The sequence below is a fragment of the Patescibacteria group bacterium genome, assembly GCA_020148145.1.
In the GTDB taxonomy this organism is placed as follows: Bacteria; Patescibacteriota; Minisyncoccia; order Minisyncoccales; family JAHCRE01; genus JAHCRE01.
Genome location: JAHCRE010000016.1, coordinates 69,044 through 95,983, shown reverse-complemented (window position 1 = coordinate 95,983; position 26,940 = coordinate 69,044). Strand labels below are relative to the sequence as shown.

Below are 26,940 nucleotides of genomic sequence, written 5' to 3'. Positions count from 1 at the left end.
CTTCGACAGGTGTTTTTCTGAAAGAAAAACACAAAGTATGACTGAGAATTCAAGGATTATTGAAAAGGGAAATCGAAGTTGCTCTACCGGGTAAAGGTCGAAGATTTTAGGATTTTATGATATCGAGTTATTATGGTTAACTACTTATCTTTCTGGGAAGTTGTCGATGAAATTAGACAAAGTTCTTTACTCCAGATTTTATCAGCAATTTTGGTTTTTGGTATTGGCTGGCTTATTGCCAAAATCATTGGCGGAATGATCACCAGATTTTTAGATAAAATCCGCCTTAATCAAGTATTAAAAAGATTAGGATGGGAGGAGGCCTTGGCCAGGGTCGACATTAGATTTAATGCGGCTAAATTTTTTGGAGAGATTGTTAAATGGTTTTTTATAATTATTTTTTTAATGATTGCTAGTGAAATTGTCGGGCTCACCGGATTTAGTGGATTTTTAGAGAAGGTTATTGGATATTTTCCAAATATCTTTATCGCCATTTTGATTTTTATAATAACCCTTTTTCTGGTTGATTTTTCTTATAGAATTTTCTTTGTTACTGGTAAAAAGACTAAGGCTACTTATTCAAAATTTCTGGGAGTAGGGGTCCGGAGAACCATTTGGATTTTGGCGATTTTAGCAATTTTATATCAACTCCAGATAGTCCCAAATTTAATTCTGAGCATTTTTGTTGCCATTTTAGGGCTGATAGTTCTCTCTTGCGGGCTTGCTTTTGGTCTCGGGGGTAAAAATCTTGCTAAAAAAATCTTAGAAGAATTAAAGGAAAAACTCTCCTAAACCCAGTATGACAACTTCGATAGGTGTTTTTCTGAAAGAAAAACACAAAGTATGACCGGGAATTCAAGGATTATTGAAAAGGGAAATCGAAGTTGCTCTACCGGGTAAATAATGTGAAGGCTGATTTACATTTACACACTAATTTTTCCTATGACGGTTTATCTTCTCCTCGGGAAATTGTTAATTCGGCCATTTCAAGGAAAATTGATTGTATTTGCATTTGTGATCACGGGGAGATAAGGGGGGCAGTTGAGGCCCTCCGTTTTGCTTCCTCAAAACCCATTTTGATTATTCCTGGAATTGAAGTAAAAAGTAAAGAAGGAGACATCCTGGGTTTAAATGTTAAGAAAATAATCGAAGATGGTCTTTCAGCAAAAGAAACCATAGAGAGAATAATCAAAGAAGGTGGGATGGCAGTAATTTGTCACCCTTTTGGTTGGTGGTTGTCTTTTCGAGGGATTGAAAAATTTCAAGATTTTTTTCAAGAAAAGGGAGTGGCTATTGAAGTTTTCAATGCTTCCTTATTATTTAATTCTAGCAATAAAAAGGCCCTTCAGTTTTCAGAGAAACTTAACCTTCCTTTTATTGCAGGATCTGATGCCCATTCCGCAGATTTTGTTGGTAAGGCCTATCTTCAAATTCCAGGAAACAATCTTTCTATTAAAGAGGTTTTAGAGGAAATAAGAAAGAGAAATGTTAAAGTTTTTTCTGAAAAAATTAGTTCTTATGAAAAGATAGTCGATCATTTTAAAAGAAATTTAGCTAAAATTAAACATCTAAAAATATAAAAATCGGTATGTTAGCCCAAAATAGAGAAAAATTTGAGAAAATTTCTCAAAAAATAGGTCAATTTTTTTCTAAATTTAAGATCCCTCCCAATAGTTTCACTTTAATTTCTCTTTTTTTTGGAATAATCTCCCTTCTTTTTTTAGCAAAAAACAATTTAATTTCAGCTACCATCTTTTTTATTTTCGCTTCTCTTTTAGATTTAATTGATGGAGCGGTGGCTAGATTTACAAAAAAAGTAACAAAATTCGGGGCTTATTTAGATACAATTATTGATCGCTATATTGAAGCAATAATACTTTTTGGCTTTTTATTTTTGCCCTTACCAGATCTTTTCTTGCCAGCTAAAATCTGGATTTTCCTTTGTCTTTTTGGTTCTTTAATGACAACTTATTCAAAGGCAGCAGCTAAAGAAAAAGAGATCCAAAAAGAAGAATTAAAAAAGGGCCTCTTTGAAAGGCCAGAAAGAATAATTTTAATTTTCTTTTCAATGGTCTTGGGTATTTTTAATTTTTCTTGGATGCCTTATCCTTTGATAATTTTGGCTATTTTTTCTAATCTGACGGCTTTCCAGAGAATATTTTCAACCCTCAAATCAGCTTAAATTTATAAAGGGATATTGCCGTGTTTTCGGGGGATTTTGCCCCCTCTTTTATTTTTGAGTGAGTCTAAACACCTTATTAATACATTTCGAGTATCTTTTGGATTAATGATTAAATCAATCTGCCCCAATTTTGCTGCCTGATAGGGATTGAGAAAGATTTTTTTTAGTTCCTCAATTTTTTCTTTTTCAAGTTTTTTTGGATCTTCGGCCTGAGCCAACTCTCTTTTATAAATAATTTTTACTGCCTGCTCAGGCCCCATAACAGCAATTTGAGCTGAAGGCCAGGCAATTACTTTGTCATAACCCAACTTTCTGGAGGCTAGAGCAACATAGGCCCCACCAAATGCCTTTCTTAAAATTAGAGATATTTTAGGAACAGTCGCTTCAGCATAAGCATACAAAATCTTTGCTCCATGCCTAATTATCCCTTTATGTTCTTGAGCGGTTCCCGGGAGGTAGCCTGGAGTATCAACTAAATTAATCAAGGGAAGGTTGAAGGCATCACAAAACCTAACAAAGCGGGCAATCTTATCTGAAGAGTTGATATCTAAGGTACCGGCCATAAATTTTGTCTGGTTGGCAACAATTCCAACTACTTTCCCTGAAAGTCTGCTAAAGCCAACAATGGCATTGGTAGCGAAATCAGGTTGAACTTCAAAAAAGGTATTTTTATCAAAAATCTCGGAAATTACCTTTCTCATTTCATAACCCTTAGCTTCATCTTCGGGAACAATTCTAATTAAATTTTCTTTTATTTCTTCTTCAAAAAATTCGGCCAAAAGACTTTTTTGCTCAGGAGGATCTTCCAAATTATTTTGGGGCAAATAAGAAAGGAGCTTTTTAATAGCTAAAAAACAATCTGACTCATTTTTGAAAATAAAATGGGCACAACCTGATTTTAGACCATGAATAGCTGCTCCCCCTAACTTCTCAAAAGAAACCTCTTCACCGCTGACCGCCTTAATTACTTGAGGACCGGTAATGTACATTTGACCAATTCCCTCGACCATAAAGACAAAGTCAGATAGGCCCGGAGCATAAGATGCCCCACCTGCCGATGGTCCAACGATGACAGTAATTTGGGGGATAACCCCAGATGAGCGAATCATTGATCTGAAGATTGCAGCATATCCATCGAGACTGGCAATTCCTTCCTGAATCCTTGCTCCCCCTGAGTCAATTATTCCAATTACCGGACACCCTGTTTTTTGGGCGAGGTCAATTACCTTAACAATTTTTTTTCCATGCATTTCCCCTAAAGAGCCTCCCATTCTTGAGAAATCCTGAGAATAAAGATAAACTTGACGATCTTTAATTCTCCCAAAACCAGTAATTACGGCATCACCAGGAATTTTTCTTCGAGCCATTCCTAGTTCCCGAAAACGACTCTCGACAAAAGGATCTAGTTCAACAAAAGTATTAGGGTCCAAAAGTAAATTAATTCTTTCTCTAGCAGAAAGTTTGCCTTTTTGGTGCTGTTTTTCAATCGATTCCTGGTTTTGGAGTCTGGCAATTTTTTGTTCTAATTTTTTAATTTCTTCTTCAAACTTCATAGTAGTAATACTAATTATTCGCTGATGGTTTTTAGTTGTTCTTTTATTCTCTTTATAATTTGCCCTAAAATTTCTTTATTATCTACTTCTTTTCCTAATTCTATCTTAAGCGATGTTGCTATATCTTGCAAATCCTTTGGGAATTTCTCAATATTGGTATTTAAACCAATTCCCATCACTGATAACTTAACATCTTTACCAATAATATTCTCTGTTAAAATTCCAGCAACTTTTTTTTGATTTAACAAAACATCATTGGGCAATTTAATTAAAGGCTCAAGAGAAAACTTTTTTTTAATAATTTTTGCCACCACAAAAGCTGATAGTATAGTTAAAGTCTGTAAATCTTCAATTTTACTTTTTGGCAGAATAATCGAAAAATAAAGTCCGCCTTTTGGAGAAAGCCATTTTCTTTTTTCTTGACCATAGCCAGTGGATTGTTCCTCGGCCAAAATCACTGTCCAAGGAGAAATTCCTTTTTTTGCCAAATCCTTTGCCTTTTTATTTGTCGAAGAAATTTTTTTAAATTTTTTAATTTTGAATTCTAAATTCACAGAGTTATTCTAAAACTATTAAAATATCATTAGCATTAATAAATTGGTTCTCCTTAACCTTAATTTTTTTTATTTTTCCGCAACTTTCGGCAATTATTTCATTTTCCATTTTCATTGAAATTAAAGTTAAGACCTTCTGGCCGGGCTGAATTTCCTCTCCCTCTTTTACAAAAATATTAGAGATGACCCCGGCTATAGGGCTTTTAATTTCCTTTTCGGCAAAGAGTTCACAGACAATTTCTTTTCCTTCAATTTCTCCTAAAGGGGGATAGTCTTTTTTATCCCAAAAATTCAATTTCCCAGATTTATCTTCAAAAAAAATAAACTCTTCATCGTCGACTTTAATCTTAATCAATCTATCCCGAATTTCCGAAATCTCGATTTCGTAAGATTTTTCCCCGATATTAATTTTTGTTTTCATAAAATTTACCCATGTAGAGCAACTTCGACTTTCCCTTCCAATAATTCTTAAATTCTCAGTCATACTTTGTGTTTTTCTTTTAGAAAAACACCTGTCGAAGTTGTCATACTGGGTTTATTCTTCAAGAATTTCCATTCTCTCAGCCAGCTTCCATTTGCTAATTTTTAATGTTTTCTTTTCACCTTTTTTTAATTTTTGATAGAGATTAGCAATTAGAGAAGCCATCTCTTTTTTTTCCAAGACCTCTTTTTTCATTTTTACTTTTTCTTTTGGTTTAATTTCTTGGAGTTTTTCTAAAATTCTTTCTTCTTCAATAAAAGAAGTACAAAGATTCCCTTCAATAAAATTCTTATTCTCTAAAATAACTCTATGAAGAGGAATCAGGGTTGGGATTCCCTCAATCAAAATTTCATCAAAAGCTCTTTTTACTCTTTGAATACAGGATTTTCTATCCTTTCCAAAAACAACAAGTTTCAAAATTAAACTATCAAAGTAGGGAAAAATTTTCTGCCCCGGCTGTAAAAGGCTATGAATTTCAATTCCCTTTCCGGCCGGGAAAAGGAAATTTGTAATTTTTCCAGTGGCTGGTTGGAAGTTTTTGGTCGCTTCTTCAGCACAAATTCTAAATTCCATTGCCCAGCCTTGAAATTTAATCCTTTTTTGTTTTAGATTTAACTTTTCTCCCCGGGCAACCCTAATTTGTTGTTCAACCAAATCTATTCCAAAAATTTGTTCAGTAACTGGATGCTCTACCTGTAAGCGGGGATTAACTTCGATAAAATAAAAATTTTTATTTTGATCTACTAAAAATTCAACTGTTCCCAAACTTTCATATTTTAAATATTCTCCCAGCTTTATTGCCAATTTTCCCATTTTTTTTCTTAACTTTTTCTCTAAAAGGGGAGAAGGGGCTTCTTCGATGAGCTTTTGATGTCTTCTTTGAATTGAGCATTCTCTTTCCCCAAAATGCCAGACCTTACCCCTACCATCTCCCAGAATCTGAAATTCAATATGGCGGGGTTTTAGTAATAGTTTTTCAATAAAGATTTTCCGGCTATTAAAAGCACTTTCAGTTACCCTTTTTAATTTTCGAAAAGTTTCAATTATTTCACCTTTTTTTATTCTGTGAATTTCGGCAATACCGATACCCCCTCCGCCATCAACTGCTTTTAACAGAAAAGGAGGGCCAATTTTTTTTGCCATTTTAAAACATTTCTTCTCGTCTACAGCCCTTTGGGGACCTTTAAGTAGGGGAAAACCAATTTTATAGGCAATCTTTTTTGCCTCTATTTTGTTGCCTACTTTTTTTAAGGTTTCTCCCCTAGGGCCAATAAATTTAATTCCATTTTCTTGGCAGAGATCAGCAAAACCTCCATTCTCAGCTAAAAAACCATAACCAGGATGAATGGCATCGACCCTTGCTCTTTTTGCAATTTCAATTATCTTTCTTTGATCTAAATAACCTAAAATCCCCTCCTGGTCTAAATAATAAAATTCATCAGCCAGTCTTGTTTCCAAAAACTGATCCTCATTACCTTTCTTTGGACAAAGGGCCACTGTTTTAATCCCCATTTCCTTACAGGTCCTGATTATTCTCACGGCTATTTCTCCTCTATTGGCAATTAAAATTTTTTTAATCTCCATAGTGGTATTACAAAGTTAATCGCTCGCCCTCCCCAGCCCTTAGCTGGCGGTTGCCTTCGGCAACCTTCGGGCTCGCTCTTTAAAAACCCTCGGTTTTTAATATTTTCTTACACGGGGAAACCGAAGGGTTTCCCCGACCCCCTTCCTCATATCTATTTATATCTCTTTACTTAAGTCAGTAATTTCTTCCATGATTTTATCTGTGATTTTTTGGCAAATTTCTTGATATTCTTTTGAGTTCTCATTTGTTTTTTTTGCCTCAGAAAATTCTTTTTCAAAAAAAAGAGGTTTCCCAACATTGATTTCAACAATTCTTTTTATTCTAAGCTTACCTCCGGGAGGAAGAAGTTCAAAAGTTCCTTTGATTCCCACTGGTAAAATTGGAACCTCTGTCCTTAAGAAAATCTTTGCCACCCCCCATTTTCCTTCCTGGATTTCTCCTGTTCTTGTTCTTGTTCCTTCAGGATAAATCACAAGACAAGCCCCCTTTTTTAAAACCCTAATACATTCTTCCAAGGCTCTTCTTCTCGATTCTGGTTTTTTTCTATTTACATGAATAACTCCTGCAAGAAAATATAAAATATATAAACCTAGTTTTGTCAGTCCCGAGTACCTGTCGGTTTGGCCAATGTAGTGGTATTTCCTTGGTACACAGACATAACCCGTTACTATTTGATCGAGATGACTTTGATGATTAGTAGCTATGATAAAATTTCTCTTTGGTATGTTTTCCAACCCTGTAGCTTTCTTTATAAGGAATCTGTCAACTATCGGCCTTAAAAATATATGGCACAGATAAGAGCTAACAATATTCATAAGATTTTATTTAATCCTCTTGCCCTAGCTTTCATTTCCTTAACAATATCTTCAATTATTTCTTTGCAGCTTTTTATCTCTGAGATTGCACTTGCGCAACTTCCAGCTAAAAGGAGCATTTTTTCAACATCTCCTGAAGATAGACTACCGGCTATCTTTTCTGATCTTATTTCTTCAGGAAAAGCTCCCTTCTCTTCTAATTTTTGCCACTCCTCGGAAAGCTTGTTTTTGATTAATCTCAAAGGATGACCAGTAAATCGAAGGGCAACTTTTATTTCATCAGTAGTAGCTTCTAAAATTTTCTTTTTGTAGTGTTCGCTAATTTTACATTCAGTTGTTGCTAAAAACCTCGTTCCCATTTGGATTCCATCTGCTCCTAATAAAAATGCAGCTAATGCCGTCCTTCCGTCATAGATACCACCTGCGGCAATTAGGGGAATTTTTTCTAAAAGATTTTTTGCCTGAGGAATTAAACAAAAGGTAGTGTTTTTTCCAATGTGACCCCCTGATTCCAAGCCTTCAACAACAACTGCATCTGTACCTGCATCTTCCATCTTTTTTGCTAACCTAGGAGAGGGGACTACAGCAACGATTTTAATTCCAGCGGCTTGGAAATGAGGGAATAGTGGTAAAGGATTTCCACCACCAGTAAAAACTATTGGTACTTGTTCTTGGATTATTGCTTTCACGATGGCTTCTAAATTTGGATTTCCGGCAAAAAGATTAACAGCAAAAGGATTTTTTGTCAATTCTTTTGTCTTTTTAATTTCTTCCTTTAACCATTCAACTGGCATTATTCCTGATCCAATTATTCCTAAACCTCCGGCATTTGAAACTGCCGAAACTAAATTTGCCTCCGATATTCCAGCCATTCCCCCTTGGATTATTGGATATTTAATTCCTAAAAGTTTTGTTAATTTATTGTTCTCAAACATTTTTGTATTTTTCTTCAAATTCCTTTTTATCAACAATAGCACAGGAAAATCTCACTTCACATTTTAAATCATCATTAACAAAGGCTTCTCCTTTAAAATTGGCAATTTTATCTTCATAAATACCGAGTAATTTTACTTTATAAGTGATTTTATTTCCAGGAAAAACTGGTTTATAAAAAAGAGCCCTTCTGACCTGATAGGCTAAGATATGTTTTTTCTGATGATTCTCGCCGACTTTTTTTCTTAAAAGTAAAGAAGCTAACTGAGCTATTCCCTCAACAATTAGGACCCCTGGCATTATCGGGAAATTGACAAAATGACCTTTAAAATAGTAATCTTCCGGACTGGTTTCCTTTGAACCTACTACCTCATTTTCAGAAATTATTTCCGCCGTATCTACAAACAAAAAAGGATCATCGTAAGGGATAATCTTTTTAATTTCTTCTCTAGATAAACTCATAGAATTTTATATTGCCAATCCTCCATCAACATTTATTACCGCTCCGGTTATAAAACTGGCTTCTTCTGAAGCTAAAAACAAAACTACATTAGCTACATCCTCTGGTTTCCCAAATCTACCAAGGGAAGTTAATCTTTTTATCATTGTTTTTATATCTTCAGGAATTCTCTCGATTATCTTTGTTTCAATAAAACCAGGACAAATAGCATTAACGCTCATTCCAAACCTCCCCACTTCTTTGCTTAAAGATTTAGTAAAACCAATAATTCCTGCTTTGGCTGCTGCATAATTTGTCTGTCCAAAATTCCCTCTTTGGCCGACTAACGAAGAAATATTAATAATTTTTCCCTGATTCGGAATTAAAAGCGGTAAAGCAGCCTTTGAACAATTAAAAACCCCGGTTAGATCAACATCAATGACCTTTTGCCATTCTTCCTTTGTCATTTTGGCTAAAGTTCTATCAGCAATAATTCCGGCATTATTAACTAAAATGTCCAACCTGCCAAATTCTTTTTTAATATCTTCCATCATCGCTTGCACTTGTTCTAATTTCGAAACATCGGCTAAAAAATATTTTACCTCACCTTGAAGGTCGGTTATTAATTTTTTGAGATTTTCTTCAGCCCGAGAAATATCATTTAAAGCCAGCTTTGCCCCATTCTCGCTAAATTTCCTGGCAATTTCCCTGCCTATACCACCCGATGCCCCAGTTATTAAAACTACTTTATCTTTGAGATTGTACATATTTACTTCGCTTTGTTATAAATTTCCAGCCAAATGGTAAAAGAAAGGCCGATAGGAGAATTTTCAATAAATCCCCGAGTAAAAAAGGATAAAGTCCAATAGTCAAAACTTTTTCAAAGCCAATGAATTTTCCTAACCACAAAAGTCCTGGAAGATAAATGACGATATTGCCAATTAGCATTGCCAAGATTGCTGTCTTGAAATTTCGATCAAATCCCTTTTCAGTCAGAAATCCAACTAAAAAGGCAGAAAAAACAAAACCTAAAATATAACCAAAAGTAGGGGATAAAATATATTGGATTCCACCTCCTCGAGAGAACCAAGGAATTCCCGCTAATCCTAAAAAAAGATAAGTAGCTTGGGACAGAAATCCTCTCTTTGAACCAAGTAAGGCTCCAGAGAACAAAACAGCAAAGGTTTGCATTGTTATTGGAACTGGTCCTATTTCAATTTTAACCTTAGCCGAAATCGCAGTTAAGATAGCAAAGCTAAAAACTAAAACAATGTTTCTGATTAGACTTTTAGGCAAAATGACGTCAAGAAAAACTGGTTTTGATTGAACTAAGACTTTCATATTTTTTCCAAATTATATTGGACTTCTTCAATCTCTCTGCCGACTATTTCGATATCTTTAATTTTAATAGATTTTAAATATTCTGGCAATTCTATCGTTGAAATTTCAGCAAAAACCCGATCCAAATTCAAGGGATTAAAACTGGCCAAAATTAGACCAAAAAAAGCGGTAAAGCCATTTGATTTTTGGATTTTTATTCCATCAGCTATCGTTAAAATCTCAGGCAAGACACCTTTGAGTTTAAGTATTAATTCTCCTTGACTGGAAAGATATTTTAAGCCTAAAAAACTCTCTTTTTTTAAAAATTTGGTTAAGTTTTCCAAAGCCCCCCTAACTCCTAATTTCGAATCAATTTTTAAGATTGGAAGATTGATTATTAAATCTCTCTTAAAGACTTCCTCAGAAATCTCAAAAATAGAATCACCCCTTTTAATTTTTTTAAATTTTGTTTTTGAAAAATCTAAAATTTGAACCTTATTTTCTTGGCAGACAGATAAAAATTTTGATTTTTTGGCCGAGGCTTCAATCGGAAAATCATTAAAACTCTGGCCAGCGACCAAAATTTTCTCTCTTTTTACCCCTTTTTGAATTAAAAATTTAATTAAATTCTTTAAAACTTCAGGATTAGTGTTTTTGGCAAAATAAGGATGGGCAGGAGAAATTAATGTCGGTAAAATTAAAATCTTTGCCCCCCACCAAAAATTTTGGTTGGGGGTTATTCCCAAAAGCTCAAAAATTTTTTCAATTGCTTCAAAAATATCGTATTTTACCCGCCAGATAGCTACGGCTGATTTATCTTTTGCCTTTTTAAATTTAAATTCATCACCAATTTTGTATTCTTTAATTGTTTTCTGAACAAATTTTCTGCCTTGATCCGTTTCTAAAAGTAAAACAAAATAGGGAACTTTCGGATGCAAGATTGTTGGGATGGTTACCCGAGAAACAGCAATAACTTTTAAATTCTCGCTTAACCTTTTTTCCAATTCCAGAAAACAATCAGGACATTTTTCAATTGGATATTGCCAAATTTTCTGGCATTTTGGACATTGATAAAACATAAAAAAATCTCTTAATTTTTTGAATACTCCTCTGAAATTTTTCGAAAGTGAAAACCATAAATCGCCAACTCTACTGCCATTGGAAAAAGTTTTGGTTTGTTAAAGAGGCTCCAAAATATAAGTTTCCAAAAATATAGTCTTTCTTTTTCTCTTATTCCCAGAATCCAGATCGATTTTAGAAAGGCTAAAAATTTTTGAAAATTAAGATGAAAAATTTTTCTTCCCTTAGGTTTATATTTTTTTAAAAACGTTATCAATCTTTGATAGTAATGCTTTGGTGAATAAATATTATTTATAACTCTTTTGTAACCTGAAATCAGAACCTGATAGCTCATTTTGGGAATAAAATTAATAGTACAATCGGTGTTGTTGCCGGTTGGTTCTGCTATTAAACGATTCTCGGCTTTCAGTCTTTTATACAGTCTTGTTTTTGGTGGAGCATTTAGCAATCCCACCATGGCAGTAACAATCCCACTTTTTTGAATAAAATGAGTTATTCTCTCAAAAATTGAGGGAGTGTCATTATCAAAACCTAAAATAAATCCTCCCTGAACTTGTAAGCCCTGATTTTGAATAGTTCTAACTGAATTTAGTAAATTCCGATTTAGATTCTGAAATTTACCACACTCAGCCAGACTTTTTTCTTCTATGGTCTCAATACCTACAAAGACACTAACAAATCCAGCTTTTACCATCAACTCCATTAGTTCTTTGTCATCGGCCAGGTTGATTGACAACTGAGTATTAAATAAAAATGGATAATTTCTCTTTTTCATCCACTCAATCATCGCTGGTAAAATCTCTTTTTTTAATTTTATTTTATTTCCGATGAAATTATCATCAACGACAAAAACATTTCCCCTCCAACCCCGATTATATAAAGCATCGAGCTCTTTTAATATTTGACCTTTGTTTTTTGCTCTCTGGGTCCTTCCATTCAAGAGAACAATATCGCAGAATTCGCAATTAAATGGGCATCCCCTTGAGTATTGAATACTCATTGAGGCATATTTTTCCATATCGATTAATTCCCAGAGGGGGATAGGAGAGGTTTTTATATCTGACCACTGATTAATTTTGTAAATTTTTTTTGGCTTGCCATTTTTTAAATCTTCCAAAAAAAGAGGTAAGGTGACTTCCGCCTCACCCAAGACAAGATGATCTATATCTTCTAAAAATTCTTCATAGCCAGTGGTAAAAAGAGGACCACCGGCAACTATTTTTTTATTAAATTTTTTAGCCCTTTTGATAATCTTTTTTACTGATTCTTTTTGAATAACCATAGCTGAAATAAAAACAAAATTAGCCCATAAGATATCTTTTTCACTTAACTTCTCTACATTTAAATCTATTATTTTTTTCTCCCATTCTTTAGGAAGGAGACTAGCTACTGTTAATGGGCCCAAGGGAGGATAGGTTGCCTTTTTATTAATAAAAGGAAGGGCATAACGAAAACTCCAGAAAGTATTAGGATATTTTGGCCAAATTAATAAAATTTTCATAAAACTTTTTTTAAAATATGAACAGTAACGCTGCCCCCGGCTCCACCGATATTATGGCAAAGACCGATTTTAGGATTTTTTACCTGACGCTGACCACAGCGACCTCGAAGCTGATTGACAATTTCATATACTTGGGCTAGGCCGGTTACCGAGATAGGATGACCCTTGGCCTTCAAGCCCCCAGAAGGATTAATTGGTAGCTCACTTCCTAAATTTACTTTACCTGATCTTATTAATTCTGCCCCTTCTCCAATAGGAGCAAATCCTAAGTCTTCATAAGAAATTAACTCAACTGAAGTGAAGGCATCATGAACCTCAGCTACATCAATGTCTTTAGGTTTGATATTTGCTGTTTTATAAGCCCAATTAGCGGCAATTTCTGTAGCTAAAAAATGGGTAGGATCTTTTCTGCCAAAAGTTAAAAGATAGTCAGTAGCAAAGCCAGAGCCTAAAATTTCTATATCTGATTTTTCCTTTGAAATAATTGCCGCCGCCCCTCCATTAACCGATAGAGAGCAATCAAAAAGCCTAAAGGGTGAAGCCACTACCGGAGATTTTTTAATTTTTTCCAATGTAACCTCCCGATTATAAAAATAGGCTTTGGGATTTAAAGTAGCATTTTTATGGTTTTTATAGGAAATTAAGGCTAAATCATCCATTGTTGCCCCATATTTTTGCATATATCGCTGCCAGATTAAAACATTTTGGACTGGGAAAAGCATTCCCTCTGTTTGCTCAATTACTCTTTCAGCCGCTGATAAAATCCAATCAACTGTTATCTCGCTAACATTATCAACAACTTTTTCTCCTGAGACAACTAAAATATTCTTAAAATTCAATTGGCAAGCATTCCAAAAGGCAACCCCTCCTCCTGCACAAACGGCTGGAGTTTCAATAATTGGAACATTGGTCTTAAATAAATCAGAAAGTAAAGAGATTTTATGAGTTTGATGCTCGCCTCCAGCAGCTGAAGATATTGACGAAAGAACTATTGCTTCAATATCAGAGATTTTTAAATTAGCATCCTCAAGTGCCTCCATTGTTGCCTCATAGGCAAAGCGCCACCAGGGTTTTTGGGAATAATCAAATTTTGTCATTCCAACTCCTTTAATAAACATAGCTTTTTAGCTTCTTAGGGTAGAGATCATTTTATTTAACATTTTCATAACCTCATTCAATAAACTATCTACCCTAAAGTAATTTAAATTTTTACCAAATAATAATTTCTTAGCTATTTCTATTTGAGTTTCGAGTTCTGCTCCTGATCCATAGGCAATGATTAAAAATTGACGATAATCCTTCCTAGTACCACGCCTTCTCCCTTCGGCAATATTAGAAGGGATTGAAATCGCACATCTTCTCATCTGTGACGTTAATCCATATAGCTCACTTTTAGGAAATTTATTAGTTAATTCGTAAATAGCAACTACTAAATCCATTGAGCGTTGCCAAACTATTAGATCTTTATATGAATCGATGGTATTTTTGTTTTTCATCAATCCTAAGAAGCTATAAGCTAAGAAGCTACATGATCTCATGCCAGGCAGCAATTAAACCACCTGGACCAAATCGAGAACCAATTAAGGTACAGACTAAGTTGATAAAGGGAACTTCAGCTTTTATTTTTTCTTTTAACATCTTTTTCAATTTTTCGGCCCCTTCCGAATTATCAGCATGGACAATTATTACCCTGATTTTTTTACCTTTTTTTCTAATTTTTCTACTATCTTTTTCAATTTTTCTAAAGAGAGCTTCTGCAGTGTCTTTGGCAAAAACTGAAAACCCTCCTTTAGTTATAAGACCATTTTTGAATTCTAGCAAGGGCCTTATTCCTACTTTTTTCATTCTTCTTATCCAATTTGCCTGAGAAGGAGTTATCCTGCCAGTCGCCTCTATCCACCTCGGATCTTCAAAAAATAAGTATAAATGAATTTTGGGAATTAAATTTTTCAGTTCTCCAATAATTTCACCAATTTCTTTTTGCTCCTGGATTAATTCAATAGCCTTTAAAACCAAAAGAGCTTGTCCGGCAGTAGCACTTAGGGAATCTAAAACATAAACTCTAGAAGAATCATTTAATGCTGATCTTGCCTGACAGGCTGAATTGTAAGCTCCTGAAATCTTTGAAGTAATGGTGATACAAAGAATTTTTTCAAACTTCTGGAGTTGCTTTTTATAAGCCTCAAGGTAGGCCTTTGGTATTGGCTGAGAAGTTCTTCCCAGTTCTTTAATTCCTCTTCTTTCGGCTTCTTTCATTTTTTGATAAATGTTTTCACCTGGTAAATTAACCACTTCTGGCCAATCAAGAATAGCAGGTACCTTCTCGATTTGGTATTTTTCTAAGATTTTTTCTGGAAGATCAGCAATATCTTCAACGACAATTCCAATGGAAACCTTTTTTACCGATTCTTCGCCTGAAATTTCTTTTGCCATGTCCTCAATTCGAAAATCTAAAATCTGGCCAGAATTTTTGGCAATTTCTCTCACCTCATCTGGCTCATCGGTATGAATGTGGACTTTTATTTTATCTTTAATTTGTAAAACTTCCAAGCTATTACCTAATTTCTTGAGTCTTTCTTTCAAATCATCAATTTTGATTTTTAGATTTTTAATTAAAAATATCACTTCATAGCGATAGGAAATTGTTTGAACAAATCTTCTAACTTTTTCTGAAGGTCTTTCTTCTCTTTCTCTCTTTTCGCCTTCCAGTGCCTCAAGATGGCTCTCCAGAATCATTAAAAAACCCAAGCCCCCCGCATCAACCACATTTGCCTTTTTTAAAACTTCTATCTTATCACGGGTTGCCAAAAGAGCGTCATTGGCCTTTGCTATTGCTTTTTTGAAAAGATTTAAAATATTATTTTCTCTTTCTGAATTTTTCTTAATACTTTCTGTCGCTGCATCTATCACATCTAAAATTGTTCCTTCGGTTGGATTTTGGATGGAGGCCCTGGCCCTTTTTGCTCCCTCTACCATTGCCCTGGCTAATTTTTTAGCATCAATTGGATTTTTATCTAAAATAGGTAAAAATCCGGCTAAAAAACCAGTATAAATTACTCCAACATTTCCCTGGGCAGCAATCATGGCTTCATCAAGAATAACCTCTGATAATTTATCTAAATCTTTAAATTCTCTATTTTCAATTGCTTTTTTTACGCCCTCTAAAGTTCTGGCTAGATTGCTTCCGGTATCCATGTCGGGAACAGGAAAAACATTGATTTTATTAATCTTCTCTTTTTCTTTTTCAATCCTTTTCCAGGATTGGAGGACCATTTTTTTTAATTCTTTATCGGTAAGATAATACATAATTTATTTGCTAAATAATCTTTATGGTTGACCCTATGTTTTTATTTTATTAAATTTTAAATTTTTTAAAAGCCCAGTTGTTAAAATTGAACTTGATAAACCTTCAGGCCGTTTAATAAATAAATTTTTTTACCATTTTCTGAAACAGTAAAATCTTTTAAATTATCAAATTTTTCACTTTGAAACTGCGAAAAAATTTGGCCTGATTTTTCTAAAATAATTATCCGATTCTGCCCGGACTCTAAAAGATAAAGATAAGGTAGATTCCATCTAGTAAAAATTTTATCAAGATTTTCCAGATAAGGAAAGAAATCTAAATCAAGAGTTTCTTGATATTTGCCAAGAAGATATCGATGAATTTTGTTTCTTTTATCTAAAATCCAAATTGAACCATCAATGGCTATTGACTTTCCATCAATCACTTTTTTTGTCTCCGGATTTAGCCAAAGATTTGGAGAATCTTTACCGAAAACTAAAGGAAAAGGATATTTTAAGATTTCCCCTGTCTTTCCATCTAAAAAATAGAGATTTCCCTTGAAAGAAGAAAAATCATTGAACTCAAAATCGGGATGGGGCTCTTTCAGAGAAAAAGATTCTTTAAATTGATTATCTTGAAACAGAATTAATTTATCAGGCTTTGAAAAAAATAAGATAGAATTTTCAGAAAGAAGGGAAGCTAAATTGAATTTTTGATTGGTTTCAATTTTAATTTTCTCTCCTTGTTGAAATTTATAGAGATCTTGATAATAAGGATTAAAAAAATAAAGGACCTTGTCAAGCAATAGCATTTTTTGAGGAAAAAATTCCCCTTTTTGAAATTGAAAAAGAAGTTCAGGTTCAGCAATTTTTTCTAATTTACTTAGATTTTGAAGCTCTTTCTCAATGGATTCCTTAAGAGCCAGAGCTTCGTTTTTAAAAAAGGTTTTTTCTTCAGTCAAAGGTAAAATTTCTTCCCAAGCTTCCCTGAATAGAGAATTGGCCTTTTTTTCATCCTTAAAAACTAAAAAATCTTTAGCCAACTCAATTTTTTGTTGAATTTTATTTAAATTTACTTTGTATTCTTTTAATCGATATTCCCTTTCTTTTTTAAAAATAAAAAATCCCAGGATAAGGAAAAAAATTAAAGCCGAAATTAAAATTAGATTTTTTTTAAAATTAGAAGAGATTTTGATTTTTGAGGAAAGGGAGACTATGAGGTTTTTAGGTTTAGCTTTTATCTTTTCCAAAAATCCTATTTTAGGAGGGAGTACCCTTTCTTTTTTGAAAGAGAATATCTTTTTGGGGATTTTTAAAAAATTTCTTACTCCACTAGAAACTGGTTTGAGAACCTGCCAGATTGAGAATAATGGAGTCTCCTTTTTGAAAGTGAAGATTTCTTTTGGTACAAATTCAGGCTTCAAGACAATTAAGAGACAAATTCCAGAAATCTCTGATAAAAGTTCTTCTTTATTTTTTAGAGTTTTTTTTAATTTTTTCTCATAAAATTTTTCTTCAATCGGAACTTGAGCTATTTCGTTTATTAAATTCTCTTTTGAAAAAAGATCAAAGACCTCTTTGGTTAAGACAATAATAAGGTCTCCTTCGGCCAATTTTCCAGAGACTATATTCTTAAAAACTTTTAAAGGATAAGGTTCAATTTCTTTAAATTCTAAACGATCACCAATATCTAAAATTTTACCACCTCTTGCCAATAAAATTTTAAGGCCCTCAACCTTAGTGAAATTCAAATTAAAGTCTTTCATTGATATCACAGCGAAACTTAAATTTCCAAGCCAGCTGGTATTTTCCTTTGAAATCTCCTCGGCTAAAAATTCATTTGCTTTCTTGAGGCCTTCTGAAAAACTTTGATCTTTAGATAGGGTAGGGAAGGCATAATATTTTCCTTTAATAATTTGAGCCAAGCTATGAAGAAGCTTTAAATTTTGGGGGAGGGTATTTCTTAGTTCACCAACAATATATAGACTACCTAGCCTTTTTTCATAAACATTTTCCGGCGTATAACAAAAACTATCAAAAATTAGATCTTCCTTTAATTTTGGATTAAAATGAAATTCAAAAACTTGCATATAGCCTCCTTATTTATTATAATATTTTAGTGGGTTAAGTAAAATTGGGCATTTGGCGCAGGGGTTAGCGCGCTGTATTCACATTGCAGAGGTCGCAGGTTCAAATCCTGCAATGCCCACAGACTTCGGTGTCTACCAGTTCGAGTCCTACCGCCGGAGCAGGCTAGTGCTCGGTTCGAGCGACCGAGACGCATAAAAAAAATCGCCAATCCGTCTTTCGGCAGAGGCGGTTTTTTGGTAGAATTACTTTAATATGAAGTTGTTAATTTATGGATTTGGTCCATACAAAGAATATGAAGAAAATATTACTGAAAAAATAATCAGAAAGGTTAAAAATAGGAAGAACCTTAAGAAAATAATTTTCCTTGTTAGCTTTAAAAAAAATCAATATTTAGAAAAAATTAGGGAGTATAAACCAGATATCATTTTCGGATTAGGTCAATGTTCAAGAGGTAAAAAAATAAGAATTGAAAGAAAGGCAATAAATCTTAAAAAAGAAAATAAAAAAAGAAGAACTATTTCCAAAAATAAACCAAAACATTTGTTTTTAAATCTAAAGTTTAAAGAGGATAAACATTCTTACATTTCTTACAATGCTGGAAAATACTTCTGTAACTTTTCGATGTATGTTATTGCTGAATTCTGTAAGGGTAAATCTATAAAATTCGCCTTTTTCCACATCCCAAAGGATTTTAATCTAAATCGAGCAGTAAAGTTTATTGAAGTTAAAATTGACAAAATTACCAAGAGCCTGTCCAAAATAATCTCAAGTAGCTCTGCTCACTAAATAGGTTCTAGTCCTGGAATCTTATGGCGGCAGGGCGACCGAGAAGGGTTCGAATCCTAGCGCAGGAGCAGGTTAGTGCTCGGTTCGAGCGACCGAGCCACCCAGTAAACAAAAAGCCCATCGCTGGGCAATTTTTATTTAAAATCAGCTTGTTTTTTGGGTTAAAAAGTGATACTTTGAACTTGAAATTATGAATAACTCAATAGAAAAAGCTCTTATTGGGAAAAGATACCTTAAGGCCTCAGATACTCCTATTGAAGGATATTTTGAATGTATAAAGGCAATAAAACCGCTACTGGCAAATTTTGATTCCAGTTCTTCCACGCCTGGGTTCTATATAAATATTTCTGAAAATAAATCTAATCAATTAAATATAGTTCGCCTCACCTTTTTTACTTATGCTTCTGAAGAAACAGAAAAGATAATAGAAATATTTTTAAAAAATAATAGTAATATAATTTCGCTTCCAGTAGAAGATTTTGATGACAAAAATTTTAAAGAACCAATAGAGTGTAAAATTTCAGAGGGATACGGTGGCGAGGAAATACGGTTTAGAAATTTTTTAAACACCTATACCCACATAGGGTTAGATTTATTAGATTATGACATTTTATATTCTCGGAGGTTGGTGGCTGAATATAGATTAACTTATTCTCCTCAAAGAATTTCCTGCAAACCACTTTTTGAACCTCCTTTTATTAAACATAGTAAATTTTTTAATCAGCTTGACGATTATTCCGTTGAGCAATTATGGAATGATTTAAACTTTTGGCATTCTAAAGGAGACTGGACACACTTTTTAGTGAATATGCTGTTGCCAGGAGATTGGATTTTTGCAAGTGAGAATTTTCAAAGATTCTTTCTAAATCCAACGCCCAAACAACCTATTATTGGGGAGACAAGATTAAGAATGTTAAGAATGTTTGGGCTTGAGGACTTCAAGGTTTAGCAAGCGTTACAACTGTTAGATAATAAATTAAAACTTCTATAAACCCTCTTAATTTCCAATAATTTCTCCTTCATCATCGCCATATACTCCTTATTTTCCAGAACTATAATAATTTTTGAACTGGGGATTAAGTTATCACTTATTCTAATTTATCGCCAGAAAGGCGATTTTTTGTTAAAATAGGTCTATGAGAAAAGTCATTGTTGACAAAGAGAAATGTAGAGAGGTCGCCTTACTAATGAAAGATTTTTCTTTTAAGCATCCTGAAACGAAAAGGGATTTTCAGGATTTAGAAAAAGAGCTTTTTTATCTTTTTACTGTTGTGGGTATTTGCCACCAAATCAATTGGAATTTTTTAATGAAAGCCCTGAAAGATATTCAAGAAAATTATCCTTCAAAATTTACTCCACAGTATATGCAAGAGATTAGTGATAAAGAAATTTATGATTGGCTTTCTGCTTATCCTAAAAAATGGAGATTAGAGAAGCGGTTTAAAAGAGGCGAATTGGTTAGAGATATGTGTGGGGTATTGACGCACAAATACGAAGGGAGGGTAGAGAATGTCCTTAGGACGTCGGAAAACAAAATGGGAGGTAAAAATGGTTTATACACTCTCTTAAAAAATTTCCAGGCCTACGGTGAAGATCCGCTTTGTAAAAAGAGTGCAGTCTTTATTGATTTAATAGACAGGTTTGGTTTGTGGGAATTTAGCGATTGGGACAACTACATTCCTCCTATAGATTACCAGATTACTAGGATTGCTCTTCGTAACGGAGTGGTAGAAGTGAAAGATCCAGAACTTCTAAAGAAACTTGAAAATAATGCTTCCGTGACACAAGAGGAGGACACTGTTATCCGTTCAGCTGTAATTGACGCTTTAGCCGAGATGACTAAAATTTCTAACAGACACTCAAAAGATTTACAGGGATTTTACTGGGCTCTAGGTCGGGAGTGCTGTGATTCTGATAATCCTCGTTGTGTATTTTGCGAGACTTCAAATTGTAGCGTGTCAGCCTATATGAATATAAATTGTGGGAGCAGGTGTCCTTTGGTTAATGTGTGCAAGGCAGCGAAAAACAAAGAACTTCTCAAGATTAGAGAGCAGAATTTTGAAACAACATTTTATTAAACTCCTTAATCTCTAACAATTTCTCCTTCATCATTGCCATATATTCCTTATTTTCAAAAATTATAATAAGCTTTGAACTGGGGAGCTGCCGCCCCGAGAGTTTTTCTCGGGGTTTGTTTTGCGGGCGATTTAAGGTATAATGATCTAACATGCCTTTTCTAACTCAGGGTAAAACTAATTGGAAATACATCTTAATTGTTGTTATTTTAGCCATTATAGTTGGCGGGGGAGTTATTGTAGCTTTACAAAATTGGTATAAGTTTCCTCCACTTAAGCTTCCTTTTACACCATCAGCAAAAAAATTCTCTGTTCACCTTGACGAGGAAGCAAAGATTATCTACGAGAGGGGAGAATTTCTATTATCGTTTGAAAATGTAGACACTCAAGAAGGAAGTATAGAATTGAATTTATTAGAATCGGGAATTTACAGTTCTTGCTTTTTTCCAGAAGCTAAAACTTTTGGCGGTAGAAAAACACCAAATACTTTAATGGAAGGTGAGCAGGTTCATTGTTTCACTTCCGAAGAATGTAGTATCGTTTTCAAATTAATAGCTCTCGAGAATAAAAGAGCAACATTTGAAACCTGGGAAAGTTGTGCTCCTCCTGGACCAAAAGGACTATTTTTACCAACAGAAATTCTCATCACAGAAAAAGAAACCGCCAATTGGGAGATTTATAGGAATGAGGAGTATGGATTTGAGATAAAATATCCAGATATTTTCACTATAAACACGAGTTACTCCGATATCATAGTGGTATTTTCCCCGAGAGAAAAATATGCTTGCAATCCAACTATAAGGTTATTTGAGGGAACTATTGAAGGTTATGAGGAGTCTTTAAAAGCGGATCCTCTTACCGAAATAATTTCAAAAAAGGATATTTTTATTAATAATTATAAAGGTGTAGAGATTCGTTCTGTCACATACGAAATGGGGTTAGTAGATATATGTGTATTATTACCCTATAATTCTAAGATTTATAAAATATGCGCCTGTGAGGAATCCGATATGGAAGACATTTTCAAACAAATGCTTTCTACTTTTAGGTTTATAGAGTAAATTCTAATAAAACCTTCATCTGTCCCAATACTATCTCAGGATATTTAAACACTTCCTCCCATCTCAAGGTTCTAAAATCGTCCGCTAGACCGACCAATCGAAATCGCCCCTCCCTAGGGGTTGATTTTTTTTAGAGGGTTTGGTAATATATAACATCATAAGGAGGTTAGAAAGATAGATTATTTCAAGAAGAAAGATCAAGAGGCATTACAGAGCGTCATTCAGGAATTAGAAGGTTTCGGGACGAATCTAGGAATTCACTTTCCAGGCCAGCAAGGACCTTTAAATACTAAAGATAAGGCTTTTCTGGAAGCAGCAGCTAGAAGGATAGTATTTGTTCGCGAGATTATTCAGAAAGAACACCAAGGTAGATTACATAACCTTCCTCAGGATGCTGGAGAAGAGTTAAAGAAAGTTGATGGAGCTTATACAGAGACTAAAAACGAAGTCGAAGACCCTACTCGAGTCACGATGCTTGAGATGGAAATAGGTGTAGCTTTTAACACTCCAGCAGCAAGAGGACTAAAAGAGGTTATGGAACTAATCGGCTGATTACAAAGCGGCTCAAAGTTTGAAGCCGCTCTTTTTTATTTCCGCCCCGCCCATTTTGGAGAGCCGCCGCTTGACAAATTTTTCTAATATTTGTTATAAAGAAAACAGTTCTTAAGAATAAGGAGGAGATAGAATTGATAATTAAACTACAAAACTTGATTGGCAGAACAACACATGGTCTCATAGCCTTAGATATGGCAATCCAGGATAGGCCCGAAGATTTTAAGAGATACGCCAAAGACTTCAGGTCAATAACAAAAGAAGAGGTTGATGATGCTTTCTATTTTCTTATTCCAGAAGCCCGAAAAGAAATTTGGGGAAGGATTACTGAAGTACAAGCCTCTTTGCAATTCCACCAAGCAGCATACAAGAATCAAAAAGACATCTACTTAACTTTGAAAAGCTTACTGGATATGATGTATGCTATTTCAAAGCTCTCTTGGCGCTAAGGCCTTACTAATCAGGAGTAAGTATTTTAAGAAACAAGACTAACAGATGGGCTGAGAATAATTCAGCCCTTTTTTATTTCCGCCGCCCCGCCCGAGAGTTTTTCTCTCGGGGGGTTCATTAAGAGCTATCAAAGTTATCCACACTTGACAGATTTATCTTATGAAGTAAGATAAAATTGATTTTTTAAGAAATTAACAAAAAGAGGTGATCAGGAAAGTCCTGTTTAAATCAGGCGCTGGGCCGCAGCTGTGAACCGAGCATATAAAATATTATGTGCCCGGAAGCCAGAACACTGATCTCGCTTCTCAAAAGTTTTTATCAATTTTCTCTTCGAGCCAAGGGGAAAATATTTTATAAAGTTAAAATAAACCCACTCGAAGAGAGTGGATTTTTAGATTATGAAAAAAACAATTTTATTTTTTTTGATAGGAGTTCTAGTCCTTTGTTCGGTTTTACCAGGTTTGGCTGAAATAAATACTTCTACTATAAATTACCTTGAAGCTCAGACCTCTGATCCCTGGATAACCATGGCTTTAGTGGCGGCTGGTGAAACAGATTTAGATTTGAATCATTTGAAAGAAGTTACTGGCAGTTTAGCCACCGATTATGAAAAAACCATTTTAGCTTTAACTGCTGCAGGCGAAAATCCAAAAACTTTTGGCAATATTGATTTTATTGCTCAGTTGAAAAGTTTTTATCAAGATAATCAAATAGGATCTTCTGAGTTATTAAACGATGATTTTTGGGGAATTTTAGCTTTACTTTCAGCCGGAGAAATTATTTCTAATCAAATTATTCAAGATTCTAAAAATTTTATTTTAAATAATCAAAATGAAGATGGTGGCTGGAGTTATGCTATTTTGGGTCAGAGTGACACTAACGATACAGCCGCAGCCATTATGGCTTTGTTGGAGGTTGGAGTTTCTCCCGATGACCCAGTAATTATTAAAGCCATTGATTATTTAAAATCAAGCCAGAATAATGACGGCGGCTTTCCATATCTTCCTGGCAGTGAATCTGATTCTGGTTCTGATACCTGGATAATTTCAGCAATTTATAAATTAGGTCAAAACCCTTACGACTGGCAAAAAAATGACCAAAATCCAGTTGACCACTTAAAATCTTTACAAAAAACAAATGGTTCCTTTAAATGGGTCGCCTCCGAAGACAAAGGTTATCCAGTTTTAACTGCCTATGCAGTGATTGCCTTAACCCAAAATTACTATCCAATAAATAGATTACATTATTTAAGAATTGAGGGAGAAAATAATAATATTTGTGATGCTAGAATAAGAGCGACTACTGCCTTAGATATTATCGAGAATGGAGCAGAAGTCTGTAGCTATACCTATTTGATTGAGGAAACCAGTTTTGGTCCTTATTTAAAAAAGATTAATGATGAAGAAGCCCATGACCTAATTGGTTGGCTTTATTTTGTAAACTATGAAATGCCAGCGATTGGGGCAGCTGACTACATCTTGGAACCGGGTGATGAAGTCTTGTGGTATTTTGGGGAGTGGGGTTGGTTGCCTACGAGATTAACTTTAGCTAGTCAAAAGATTAATCCAGGAGATAGCCTTGAAGCCAAAGTGGAATATTTTGAAGATTCTGAATGGAAACCTCTGGCTGAGGCTATAATTTATGTTAATAGTCAGACTTTTACTACTGACCAGGATGGCCAAGCCGATTTGGTTATTGATAACCCAGGAACTTATCAGGTTTATGCTGAAAAATCAGGTTATATCCGAACTAATCAGGTAAGTTTATTAGTCGGGGAAGGGATTAGTCAGAATATTGGGTTAAGAGTAGAGATAATCCAGCCAGTTCCACCGATTCCAGAAATCGCTTTTATCGTTGACAAAAAACAGATTGACTTTGGGCATCTAGTCACCGGGACTCAGGCCAGTGATCAACTTTTAATTCAAAATACAGGTAATGTTAATATTTACCTTGAGGGAATTGTCAGTGGCGATCAGATTTTTAAAGAGAATATCACCTTAGATGTGCTACATTGGCCAGAATTTAACACTGTTATTAATACTGGATCAGATAAAAATATTTTAGTGGAATTAACTATTCCCAGTAGCTGGACAGGCCTTGGAATTAAAGAAGGTAATCTAACTTTTTGGGCAACTGCTAGTCAATAATGAAATTAAAAATTTCAACAATTCTACTTTTCGGTTTCTATTTTCTCTTTTCTTTTGAGTCAGCTTTAGCTATTGGAATTGGAACCAATCCTTCGTTTTTAGATTTAGAATTAAAAGCCGGTCAGTCAAAAAAAACAGAAATTTTAGTTTATAATCTCTCGAAGGTCGCAGGATTTTTCCAAGTTTTTCCCGATGAATTAAATGACTGGATAAAAATTGAGCCAAATAATTTCCGTTTGGAGGCTGGAGAAAAAAAAGAAGTAAAAATTACTATTTCAGCTAAAGAAGAAGGAAGAAAGGGGACCAATCTCTCGGTTCTGGCCGTCCCCTTAGATCGCCAAAGTTTTAGTGTTAGCCCCGGACTGAAAATTCCTTTAAAATTAAATATTAGGGAGGGAAGACTGATCTTTTCGGCCTCTATTTTGGGAGTTTTTTATCAAAGTTGGCCTTGGTTAATAGTTGGAATCCCAATGGTTTGCTTAATAGGACTTTTTTTAGTAAAATACCTTAAAAGGAAAAATAAAGCTATTGTTCCACCAGAAAATCTTCCTGTCGAGACCTCGCTTCAATAGATTAGCCAAAAATTATGAAAATTTCACTTAAAATTTTTATTCTAATTGCTGTTTTAATTGTTGGATTTTTTCTGGTTCAATATCTTGTAGAAATTGAAGCACCGCCTACTGAGGTTAGGATTGAGGAAGAAATAAAGGTTTCTCTTTTGTTTGATTTTGGTGAAGGTAATGTCAAGAATTTTAAGGACATTGAATTAAGAGAAAAAAAAACAGTTTTTGATTTATTAAAAAAAGTAACTCAGGAAAATAATTTAGAGTTTTCTTTTAAAGAATATCCTAATTTGGGAGTTTTTATTGAATCCATTGACAGCTTTGCTAATGATTCTAAAAGAAATTTATGGTGGCAGTATTGGGTTAATAATGAATACGTTCAAGTAGGGGCAGGTGATTATCAATTAAAAAATGGTGATTTAGTTGAATGGAAGTACATCGAAAGTCAACTATAATAAATAATAAATAAAAAATAAAAATATGAGTCAAAAAAATAAAATTATCATTTCAGCGATTTTGGTCATTTTCGGTATAGTCTTCAGGCTTTTACCTCATCCATGGAACTTTACACCAATTGCTGCAATTTCATTATTTTCTGGAGTTTATTTGGGAGGGTTGTTATCTCCGTTTTTACCTGTTTTAACTATGTTTTTGGGTGATATTTTTTTGGGTTTTTATGAATGGAAACTAATGTTGATAGTTTATGGAAGTTTTGCTTTAATTGGTCTAATTGGATTGGTGATAAAAAAATATAAAAGTCTAGAGACTATTTTAGCTGGGAGTCTATTGGCTTCAGTTTTATTTTTTTTGATTACCAATTTTGCGGTTTGGCAATTTACCCCCTGGTATTCTCCAACCTGGTCAGGATTGATTCAATGCTATTTTCAAGCCCTGCCTTTTTTCCGCAATACCTTATTAGGCAATTTGTTTTACACCGGTGTTCTTTTTGGAGCCTATGAATTAGTTCCTATATTAGCCAAGAGAAAGAAGTTGATTTTTATTTAATCTTAATATTTTTAAGGTTAATTTCGAAAAACCGCCCCTGGCGGTTTTTTATTTGAAAAATTATCTATGGTATAATAGAAAAATGATTGAATCTTTGGCTAAAAATATTTTAGTTCAATATTTAACCTGGCACTTTTTTAATCAATCTAAAGTAATTTTGAAAGTCTGGAAAAACCTTCTTTTATTTAATTCAAATTACTTTTCCATCCCCTTACTCATTAAAACCTTCTTTTCCCATTGGCGAAAATACACATGGCAATATCCCCGGGGACTTGACATTCCAAAGTATTTGGAGACTTTTTTTTCAAATTTAATTTCCCGAATTTTGGGGGCAATAATGAGGAGCGCTTTAATATTTATTGGGATTTTCATAGAAATTTTCCTAATTTTTTTTGGAGCAATTTTATTTCTTCTTTGGTTGATATCACCTTTTCTTTTAATTTTCGGAATTTACTACGGTTTTAAACTTTTATTTCTGTAATCGC

The 26,940-nt window shown here is 34.0% G+C and carries 28 protein-coding genes and 1 tRNA gene; 14 read left to right on the top strand and 15 right to left on the bottom strand.

Annotation, left to right across the window (positions count from 1 at the left end; genetic code table 11):
* Positions 1-132 precede the first annotated feature (132 nt).
* From KJA15_02515 to KJA15_02505, 3 genes are all read left to right on the top strand, one after another.
* A complete protein-coding gene (locus KJA15_02515) occupies positions 133-792 on the top strand; it encodes a hypothetical protein (protein MBZ9572177.1) in 660 nt (219 codons plus the stop codon).
* Between the two features lie 113 nt (positions 793-905).
* The gene (locus tag KJA15_02510) at positions 906-1,580 is read left to right on the top strand and encodes a PHP domain-containing protein (protein ID MBZ9572176.1); all 675 of its coding nucleotides are present in this window, start codon (positions 906-908) and stop codon (positions 1,578-1,580) included.
* Between the two features lie 8 nt (positions 1,581-1,588).
* Positions 1,589-2,182 (top strand): CDP-alcohol phosphatidyltransferase family protein, encoded by a 594-nt coding sequence (locus KJA15_02505; protein MBZ9572175.1) that lies wholly within the window; start codon positions 1,589-1,591, stop codon positions 2,180-2,182.
* Positions 2,183-2,184: 2 nt separating this feature from the next.
* Here the strand turns inward: KJA15_02505 and KJA15_02500 are convergent, their stop codons facing one another.
* The 15 genes from KJA15_02500 to KJA15_02430 form a co-directional block, all read right to left on the bottom strand.
* Positions 2,185-3,735, bottom strand: coding sequence for an acyl-CoA carboxylase subunit beta (locus KJA15_02500; GenBank protein MBZ9572174.1), 1,551 nt, complete (start codon positions 3,733-3,735; stop codon positions 2,185-2,187).
* Between the two features lie 14 nt (positions 3,736-3,749).
* Entirely contained in the window at positions 3,750-4,289 is a 540-nt protein-coding gene (locus KJA15_02495) for a biotin--[acetyl-CoA-carboxylase] ligase (GenBank protein ID MBZ9572173.1), read from the bottom strand.
* A gap of 4 nt (positions 4,290-4,293) precedes the next feature.
* Positions 4,294-4,773, bottom strand: coding sequence for a hypothetical protein (locus KJA15_02490; GenBank protein MBZ9572172.1), 480 nt, complete (start codon positions 4,771-4,773; stop codon positions 4,294-4,296).
* 51 nt (positions 4,774-4,824) lie between these two features.
* Entirely contained in the window at positions 4,825-6,354 is a 1,530-nt protein-coding gene (locus KJA15_02485) for an acetyl-CoA carboxylase biotin carboxylase subunit (protein MBZ9572171.1), read from the bottom strand.
* 156 nt (positions 6,355-6,510) lie between these two features.
* Positions 6,511-7,170 carry a 1-acyl-sn-glycerol-3-phosphate acyltransferase gene (locus KJA15_02480; GenBank protein ID MBZ9572170.1) on the bottom strand — a complete coding sequence of 220 codons (660 nt, stop codon included), beginning with the start codon at positions 7,168-7,170 and terminating at the stop codon, positions 6,511-6,513.
* The gene (locus KJA15_02475) at positions 7,167-8,105 is read right to left on the bottom strand and encodes a nitronate monooxygenase (protein ID MBZ9572169.1); all 939 of its coding nucleotides are present in this window, start codon (positions 8,103-8,105) and stop codon (positions 7,167-7,169) included. The genes KJA15_02480 and KJA15_02475 overlap by 4 nt, the downstream gene beginning before the upstream one ends.
* The gene (locus KJA15_02470; protein ID MBZ9572168.1) at positions 8,098-8,565 is read right to left on the bottom strand and encodes a beta-hydroxyacyl-ACP dehydratase; all 468 of its coding nucleotides are present in this window, start codon (positions 8,563-8,565) and stop codon (positions 8,098-8,100) included. Before KJA15_02470 ends, KJA15_02475 begins: the two co-directional genes overlap by 8 nt.
* A gap of 6 nt (positions 8,566-8,571) precedes the next feature.
* Positions 8,572-9,309, bottom strand: coding sequence for a beta-ketoacyl-ACP reductase (locus tag KJA15_02465; GenBank protein ID MBZ9572167.1), 738 nt, complete (start codon positions 9,307-9,309; stop codon positions 8,572-8,574).
* Entirely contained in the window at positions 9,290-9,883 is a 594-nt protein-coding gene (locus KJA15_02460) for a biotin transporter BioY (protein MBZ9572166.1), read from the bottom strand. Before KJA15_02460 ends, KJA15_02465 begins: the two co-directional genes overlap by 20 nt.
* Entirely contained in the window at positions 9,880-10,941 is a 1,062-nt protein-coding gene (locus KJA15_02455) for a DUF362 domain-containing protein (protein MBZ9572165.1), read from the bottom strand. Before KJA15_02455 ends, KJA15_02460 begins: the two co-directional genes overlap by 4 nt.
* Before the next feature lie 11 nt (positions 10,942-10,952).
* Positions 10,953-12,443 (bottom strand): DUF4070 domain-containing protein, encoded by a 1,491-nt coding sequence (locus KJA15_02450; protein MBZ9572164.1) that lies wholly within the window; start codon positions 12,441-12,443, stop codon positions 10,953-10,955.
* On the bottom strand, positions 12,440-13,561 hold the full coding sequence (locus KJA15_02445) for a thiolase family protein (protein MBZ9572163.1): 1,122 nt from the start codon (positions 13,559-13,561) through the stop codon (positions 12,440-12,442). The genes KJA15_02450 and KJA15_02445 overlap by 4 nt, the downstream gene beginning before the upstream one ends.
* A 6-nt stretch (positions 13,562-13,567) precedes the next feature.
* Complete coding sequence (locus KJA15_02440) at positions 13,568-13,921, bottom strand: four helix bundle protein (GenBank protein MBZ9572162.1); 354 nt, start codon at positions 13,919-13,921, stop codon at positions 13,568-13,570.
* A gap of 46 nt (positions 13,922-13,967) precedes the next feature.
* Positions 13,968-15,749, bottom strand: coding sequence for a DegV family EDD domain-containing protein (locus KJA15_02435; protein ID MBZ9572161.1), 1,782 nt, complete (start codon positions 15,747-15,749; stop codon positions 13,968-13,970).
* Between the two features lie 80 nt (positions 15,750-15,829).
* Positions 15,830-17,815, bottom strand: a complete 1,986-nt coding sequence (locus KJA15_02430; GenBank protein ID MBZ9572160.1) for a hypothetical protein — start codon at positions 17,813-17,815, stop codon at positions 15,830-15,832.
* A gap of 46 nt (positions 17,816-17,861) precedes the next feature.
* Between KJA15_02430 and KJA15_02425 the strand changes: the two genes are divergently transcribed.
* The 11 genes from KJA15_02425 (at position 17,862) to KJA15_02375 (ending at position 26,936) form a co-directional block, all read left to right on the top strand.
* Positions 17,862-17,934 (top strand) — tRNA-Val (locus KJA15_02425).
* 134 nt (positions 17,935-18,068) lie between these two features.
* Entirely contained in the window at positions 18,069-18,602 is a 534-nt protein-coding gene (locus KJA15_02420; GenBank protein MBZ9572159.1) for a hypothetical protein, read from the top strand.
* Positions 18,603-18,792: 190 nt separating this feature from the next.
* Entirely contained in the window at positions 18,793-19,551 is a 759-nt protein-coding gene (locus KJA15_02415; protein MBZ9572158.1) for a hypothetical protein, read from the top strand.
* Between the two features lie 187 nt (positions 19,552-19,738).
* Positions 19,739-20,680 carry a hypothetical protein gene (locus KJA15_02410; GenBank protein ID MBZ9572157.1) on the top strand — a complete coding sequence of 314 codons (942 nt, stop codon included), beginning with the start codon at positions 19,739-19,741 and terminating at the stop codon, positions 20,678-20,680.
* Positions 20,681-20,829: 149 nt separating this feature from the next.
* Positions 20,830-21,738: a hypothetical protein gene (locus tag KJA15_02405; GenBank protein ID MBZ9572156.1), complete on the top strand. Its 909-nt coding sequence runs from the start codon at positions 20,830-20,832 to the stop codon at positions 21,736-21,738.
* 686 nt (positions 21,739-22,424) lie between these two features.
* The gene (locus KJA15_02400) at positions 22,425-22,739 is read left to right on the top strand and encodes a hypothetical protein (GenBank protein MBZ9572155.1); all 315 of its coding nucleotides are present in this window, start codon (positions 22,425-22,427) and stop codon (positions 22,737-22,739) included.
* A gap of 399 nt (positions 22,740-23,138) precedes the next feature.
* The gene (locus KJA15_02395) at positions 23,139-24,887 is read left to right on the top strand and encodes a DUF4430 domain-containing protein (protein MBZ9572154.1); all 1,749 of its coding nucleotides are present in this window, start codon (positions 23,139-23,141) and stop codon (positions 24,885-24,887) included.
* Positions 24,887-25,459, top strand: a complete 573-nt coding sequence (locus KJA15_02390; GenBank protein MBZ9572153.1) for a hypothetical protein — start codon at positions 24,887-24,889, stop codon at positions 25,457-25,459. Before KJA15_02395 ends, KJA15_02390 begins: the two co-directional genes overlap by 1 nt.
* Before the next feature lie 14 nt (positions 25,460-25,473).
* Complete coding sequence (locus KJA15_02385; GenBank protein MBZ9572152.1) at positions 25,474-25,905, top strand: DUF4430 domain-containing protein; 432 nt, start codon at positions 25,474-25,476, stop codon at positions 25,903-25,905.
* Positions 25,906-25,930: 25 nt separating this feature from the next.
* Positions 25,931-26,455, top strand: coding sequence for a hypothetical protein (locus KJA15_02380; protein MBZ9572151.1), 525 nt, complete (start codon positions 25,931-25,933; stop codon positions 26,453-26,455).
* Positions 26,456-26,537: 82 nt separating this feature from the next.
* Positions 26,538-26,936 (top strand): hypothetical protein, encoded by a 399-nt coding sequence (locus tag KJA15_02375; protein ID MBZ9572150.1) that lies wholly within the window; start codon positions 26,538-26,540, stop codon positions 26,934-26,936.
* Positions 26,937-26,940: the final 4 nt, after the last annotated feature.